Raw genomic sequence first — 5868 nt, forward strand, 5'->3', positions numbered from 1 at the left:
TGTAAAAGTTCATTGGGTCTTCTCCTTTTTGGTTTGGTTGCCTTTCAGTTTAGCCAAGCTGGCTAAATTGGGGAGAAGGCTCAATGAGTATCAAACGGCTTCACCGGACAAATTTCCGCTGTCACCATTTGTGCAAAAATACGCACAAAAGCCGCCATCAAAAATTTGCTCGGTGAGCCGGGCGTTAGAGGAAGGAAGACAACTTAGAGCCATTAATTATGAAGGATATATTCCACAGCCCGCCCTTAAAAGCTATCCGCGACCTTGATAACTCGCCCTCTATGCGCGCAATTCGAGCAATTCGAGCAATAGAGAGAGCATCTTCTATGCGGGTAATGCGTCAGTTAAATGACCAGTCGGCGCTAAAATCGATGCATCAGTTACAAAATTCTCCCGCAATTAAAATGATCCGGGAGTTCGAAGAGTCTCCCACAATTCGTATGATACGGGAGTTGGAAGCGTCTCCCGCAGCGAAAGCCATGAGAGACTTTCAAAAGTCACCAGCTTTCAAGGCTATTCAGCAACTGCAGGATTCTCCTGCGTTAAGAGCTTTACGTGCAATTGAAAAAAGTCCTGCAATGGAGGCTTTTTTAAGCGTTTCGAAACAAATGAGTGATGGCTACGTGGCTCTGACGTTCTCTGAAGCTTATGGACTTATCATTAGTGAATACGAGAACCTATCAGGTGATGAACCTCTAGATGACCTGTCTGTAGAGATTCAAAAAAGAGCTAAAAGTGCTCCTCCTGGAATCCTAAGCGCAGAATTTTATATACAGATTTTTCTGGCACTTTTTCTATTTTACCTTTCTCAGCTATCTTCTCAAGAATCAGAGGAAAGGTTGCTCGCGAGGATGGACGACTTAGAGCAAACAATTTCTGCACAGATAACTGAATCAACTACAAATCAGTTGAATAAATCTTTTTTAGTTTCAGATCGATCTATGAATTTACGGTCTGGGCCGAGCACAGACCATGAGGTAATCGGAAGCATCCCAAGGAATCAAAAATTAGTGGAACTTGAGCGACACAGAGACTGGGCAAAGGTTGAGTATTTCGATCATGTTGCGAACGTAAACGTAACAGGCTGGGCGCATAATCGTTTTCTTTTAGTGATCACCCCTGAAGGTCATGAGTGATATTTCTCTACCAATCCAAGGCAGCGGGACATATTTTTGTTTCGCTTCGATCAAAACGCAAAAATACGCCCCTGCTTGGGGCGTTAACTGCTTCGATAGCTGAAAGGAATTTATCTAAATGAGCTTTCCTGTTTGGACACAAGTGATTACACAGATCATTACAGCCGTGACCGCTGTTGTAATGGCTGTATTGGCGTACCGAACATATCTAATAGCACCAGAGCAGGAAGAGGCGGAACCTGAGAATGCCTCGGATAATCAAGCAGAGGGTAGCCTTCGGGAAATTCTTGTGTTTAGGACATCTAAACAGAAAACTTGGTTGGCGGTTAAAGAGCAAGGCCTTTCCTGTCGAATTGATGACACCAGAGCAGGAAAAGGTGGTCCTCAATGGGTTCTTTCAAAAACCGAAGCCAAGGCGATTCTTGAGTCAGGAGCCTATCATGTGAATCCCGGCTACAAAGTAAGAACTGGCACATTCACAATAGGACCACGCCGAAACTGGCTTTATACTAAATCGCTTTTTCCAGAGCCAGACTATTTAGAAACTATACTGAAGAAGTTGCTCGAAAATGCCAGCAGTTAACAATGCCAAGCACGGCGACGGATTTTCTTCTCGGCTTTGCCTTCGCTTGGTAGGTTTGGGCTTTATGTCAGGCACTCAAAAACGAGAGTGGTTCGCGGGCTTTATTGACTAAGTTGCATCGAATGGACGGCAGAAGCCCCTTACTCAAGCCAAGTGGTGGGTAAACTGGTGGGTAAATTTTCATTTATAGCTACTGCAGCCCAGGCAAGCCAATAAATATCAATTACTTGCAATTTCCAACCAATATTAAGATTCAGAATATTGAGTAGCCGGCGTTCCACGCCGGGTGGCGGGCTTTAGCCATCAACGCGTGACCAAAATGCCCGCTTGCGCCCATGTTTTTGTTTTAATTCGGATACATAATCTGCATGAGTCATAGATGGCGCATAGTTGATAATTTTCTGATCAATCTTGACTAGCGCCCTAAAGTATCGCGCGGCGTGTGTATATGCCTTTGAGCGCGCATCGGCTAGAATGGAATTAATTAGTGCGCGATAAACCAGTGACGCAGCTAACGGTTCTTGGTGCTTTGACAGGAGCTTGGCGTAGTCCACAAGCTCACTATAAAATATTGCGTTTAGGCCTTCAGCGTCGGCGATTATGCGTTTAGCAGCAAGTTCATAACGCTCAAGCTCAAATAAAAATGCGAGTGACAAGGTCAGTGATGTGGTCGCAAAGGCAACTTCAGCAGCGTTTTGCAGCAGTTCTTCTGCAGCTTGTTTAGGCACAACGTCAATTAAACGCTGTAAATTCACATACGACGGTTCACGTTCATATTTTTGTTGGCGCACTTCACGCAGTTTGGCGCTATCTCCTAAAGCCACCAATATGTCGTCTAGAAGCCGCTCTTGCTCATAGTCATGTGGTCTCCACTCTGCCTTTTGGTGCCACGAAAGTGCAGTCTTGGGCCGATTGTGGTGCAGACAGAAGCGAATAATATCGGCTATCTGTAATGGATTCGGCTGCGGCGAAACCATTGTCACTGCGCGTGTGTAAAGCTCAACGCTTTTCAAAGCATGTGCAATACCAAGCAAACCAGTTTTATAGGTTAAGTAGCCGCTATCAAATGTCTTATTTTGGGTGCGCTGTAGCTCAGCTACCAATTGCGCTTCAAATTCTTCGGCTAAATCAGTTAACTCGGTCACGGTAAGTAAGTCAGTACTGTTGGCCAAGAGCTCATCCCAAACGGCATAGTTGTTTCTACGTACATGCAAATTTTTGAGTGTTTCCGGCCATTTCTTATTTAGTAGATTTTGTTGGCGACAGGCAGAAGCTGCAGCTAGCCAAACGCTCACTGCTTCACGAAGGCTTTCACCAATAATTCCGCTAGAGTCATCTACGCGTTCATAAATTTTGTCGTGAATGCTTAAAAGCTTATCAATTAAATTGAAGGCGCTATGTGGGTCACAATCAATTAACGTTTTTATATCGCGAATTAGCGTATCTAATTCGTGACTAAATTGGGGAACGCTATGCCAGTCAATAAATGCACGGCCTCGCGATAGCGCGGCAATACGTTGACTAATATACGCGCTTAGCCCGGCACTATCCTCGGCTCTATCATGACGAATTAAATGGCTTTGAATTAAGTTATCCACAAGCGGGCTCTGCTCATAAATATCTTCAATAAGAGCTCGCAGTTGCTCGCTTGTTGCAGCGTCTAGCAATGTTTTAAGTTTTGAATTCAACGCGTGACTCCAACGCAGGGCTAAATTATTATGCGTCCATCACTTAATTTCACACATGCACCAATGGCCGAACTATATCATATTACTATTGCCCTCGTTGACGCACCGCGACCGATTATTCGTAAAATTCAGGTGCCGGCAACCGTATTGTTGAGTGACTTTCATCGAATTGTGCAAGCAGCCATGGGGTGGCAAGACATGCACCTGCATGAATTCGCGCTAGCCAACAAACGCTATACAAGCAAACAAACCATTCAAAATACCCTAGAGTGGGGTTCGCCAGAAGATATTGAATTAATTGATGAAAGCACCGTGGCTTTGAATCAATTACTGCGCAAAACGGGCGACGAAATAGCGTATTTATATGATTTTGGTGACGATTGGGAGCATAAAATCACGTTAACCGAGCGCAGTCTTAGTCATGAGATAATTGTTTTAACGCATGCTGAGGGGCGCTGCCCGCCTGAAGATGTTGGTGGCGTTTGGGGCTATAAAACAATGCTGGAAGCATTTGCCAAGCCGAAAAACAACGCTGAAGCCGAAGAGTACAAATTATGGTTAGGAACTAAGCATTGGGATGCAGACGATGTGCAATGGTCTGATATTTTTGACCGTGTACTGCTTGAGCATGCCACTTATCAAACACGGCTTCGCAGTGCGTCACTTATTAAAACAATGCAAGCTCCACGTGATGCAATGCATACGCCTATCGTACCTATGGTGTTGGCGCTACTGAATTATTTGCAAACTTCGGGGCCAACAAAGTTAACCGCCAAAGGTTGGTTACCTAAAAACATTGTGCAGGCGATGTTTGATGCCTACGACAATAGTGCGTTTTGGGAAGAAGCCTACATTTTTGACAACAAAGTACCGCGCGAAGAAGAAAATATGCCGGTTTTGCTAAGTCGAAAATTAGCGCAACATGCTGGGTTTGTAAAAGTCAGCAAAGGCAAAATTGAGTTGACCGCAAAAGGAAACAAACACCTACCAATTGCGGCGCACAGCGACTTATATAAACTGTTATTAAAAGCGGCAATAACGAAATTATTGTGGCATCAGCTTGATGGTCATGCGAAGTTGCCGCAAATTCAACAAACATTCCCTGACATGCTGGTATGGCTCATTGGCAATAACGATTATGTGCCTATTTCTGCACTAATTGAGCTGATTCTTCTGTGGCACCCCGAAATTTATCAAGAAGTGCAGGATAACTATTTTGAACCTGAAGAAGCGTTATTGTATGCATGGCTGCATCGCGTAGAAACGATTGCTCGCTTATTCAATTTGTTGAATTTTAAGAGTAGCACGCGAAGCAATGCAAAAACTCGAAAGCTACAAGAACATGACTTAGTTGCTATTTCGCAATTAGCCCGCGAAGTATTTAAACCAACTTGCGAAAGTTTTAAGTCTTGAGCGTTTTTCGTTTATCAACGCCCCCAACGGCGCGACGCCCACACAATGCCCACAGTGCCGACAACGCCGGGAAGTATCCAGACGGCCAGCTGCCATTCGCCTAAGAAAGTTAGCCAATGGCGCGCGCCAAAGGCCAAAAATGCGGTGTAAGCAGCTATGCCAGAGCCAAGAATCGCGCCAATGTGTTCGGTTAACCAGATCTTACGTGGAGGGTTTTGTCGAAATGCAAAATGGGCCATGCTAGAGCCAATAAACACACCTAAACCGCCGAATACATAGTGCAGAATAAGTGTAGAGCTTGAATTGACGGCTATAACAAGCAGCGTAACGCCACCTCCAACTAAAAACGCAGGCATCCACAAAAAGCCAACGCGGCGAAATACCGAGGTGTCGGTTTTATGCTTAAGCACCAGCATGGCATGGCGCACGCTTACAAAAGTTAGCGCCGACAAAAACAGCAACAAACTATAAAATTGATAAACCACTGTATGCGAGGCGTTTGGCTTAAAATAACTTGGGTTCACTAAAACCATAACTGACATCACAACGCCTGAAACGGCCACAATGTACATTAGCCATACGTACATTTTGCCGTAGTGAATGTGTGTTCGGCTGCCTTTGCGCGCAAATATAGGCACCCAAAACAGCGCCAACGCCAATGCGCCAGAGAGTGTAAAAATATCTGTGTAAATGGCATTCTTAACAATATCGAAGAAGGATATCAGAATGCCAATATCAGACAAACTCATCGATCAGCTGCTTGATGGCTGTGATTCTCCAGAAGACATCTTAGGCGAAACCGGCCTGCTCAAACAGCTTACCAAGAAGGTGGCAGAGCGGGCGCTAGAAGCTGAAATGGAAGCCCATTTAGGCTACGCACCAAATGACTCAGCCGGCAACAACAGCGGCAACTCTCGCAACGGCAAAACTAAGAAAACGGTTCGCAGCACCAACGGTGATATCGAACTGGATATCCCCCGCGACCGAAACGGTAGCTTTGAGCCCAAGCTGGTTCGCAAGGGCGAACGCCAACTTAACGGATTCGATG

At 45.1% G+C, this 5868-nt stretch carries 7 protein-coding genes; 5 read left to right on the top strand and 2 right to left on the bottom strand.

The genetic code is table 11. From position 1 onward, the window contains the following. From BLP64_RS10935 to BLP64_RS10535, 3 genes are all read left to right on the top strand, one after another. On the top strand, positions 1-268 hold a 268-nt coding region (locus tag BLP64_RS10935), incomplete at its 5' end, for a hypothetical protein (protein WP_233340157.1). Continuing rightward, complete coding sequence (locus BLP64_RS10530) at positions 219-1136, top strand: SH3 domain-containing protein (RefSeq protein ID WP_092594000.1); 918 nt, start codon at positions 219-221, stop codon at positions 1134-1136. The genes BLP64_RS10935 and BLP64_RS10530, both read left to right, overlap by 50 nt. 118 nt (positions 1137-1254) lie before the next feature. Beyond that, positions 1255-1719, top strand: coding sequence for a hypothetical protein (locus tag BLP64_RS10535; RefSeq protein ID WP_092594001.1), 465 nt, complete (start codon positions 1255-1257; stop codon positions 1717-1719). 296 nt (positions 1720-2015) lie between these two features. Here BLP64_RS10535 and BLP64_RS10540 read toward each other — a convergent pair whose 3' ends face one another. Continuing rightward, entirely contained in the window at positions 2016-3407 is a 1392-nt protein-coding gene (locus tag BLP64_RS10540) for a DUF6880 family protein (protein ID WP_092594002.1), read from the bottom strand. A 63-nt stretch (positions 3408-3470) separates the two neighbouring features. Between BLP64_RS10540 and BLP64_RS10545 the strand changes: the two genes are divergently transcribed. Continuing rightward, complete coding sequence (locus tag BLP64_RS10545; RefSeq protein WP_176754974.1) at positions 3471-4820, top strand: plasmid pRiA4b ORF-3 family protein; 1350 nt, start codon at positions 3471-3473, stop codon at positions 4818-4820. A gap of 14 nt (positions 4821-4834) precedes the next feature. On the opposite strand, the gene BLP64_RS10550 is transcribed toward BLP64_RS10545, so the two are convergent. After that, on the bottom strand, positions 4835-5569 hold the full coding sequence (locus tag BLP64_RS10550) for a hypothetical protein (RefSeq protein WP_143001100.1): 735 nt from the start codon (positions 5567-5569) through the stop codon (positions 4835-4837). On the opposite strand from BLP64_RS10550, the gene BLP64_RS10555 reads away from it, so the two are divergent. Beyond that, a partial coding sequence (locus BLP64_RS10555; protein WP_176754975.1) for a transposase occupies positions 5547-5868 on the top strand: 322 nt, incomplete at its 3' end. The two genes, BLP64_RS10550 and BLP64_RS10555, sit on opposite strands and share 23 nt — an antisense overlap.

Source organism: Pseudidiomarina indica, from assembly GCF_900104245.1.
Taxonomy (GTDB): domain Bacteria; phylum Pseudomonadota; class Gammaproteobacteria; order Enterobacterales; family Alteromonadaceae; genus Pseudidiomarina; species Pseudidiomarina indica.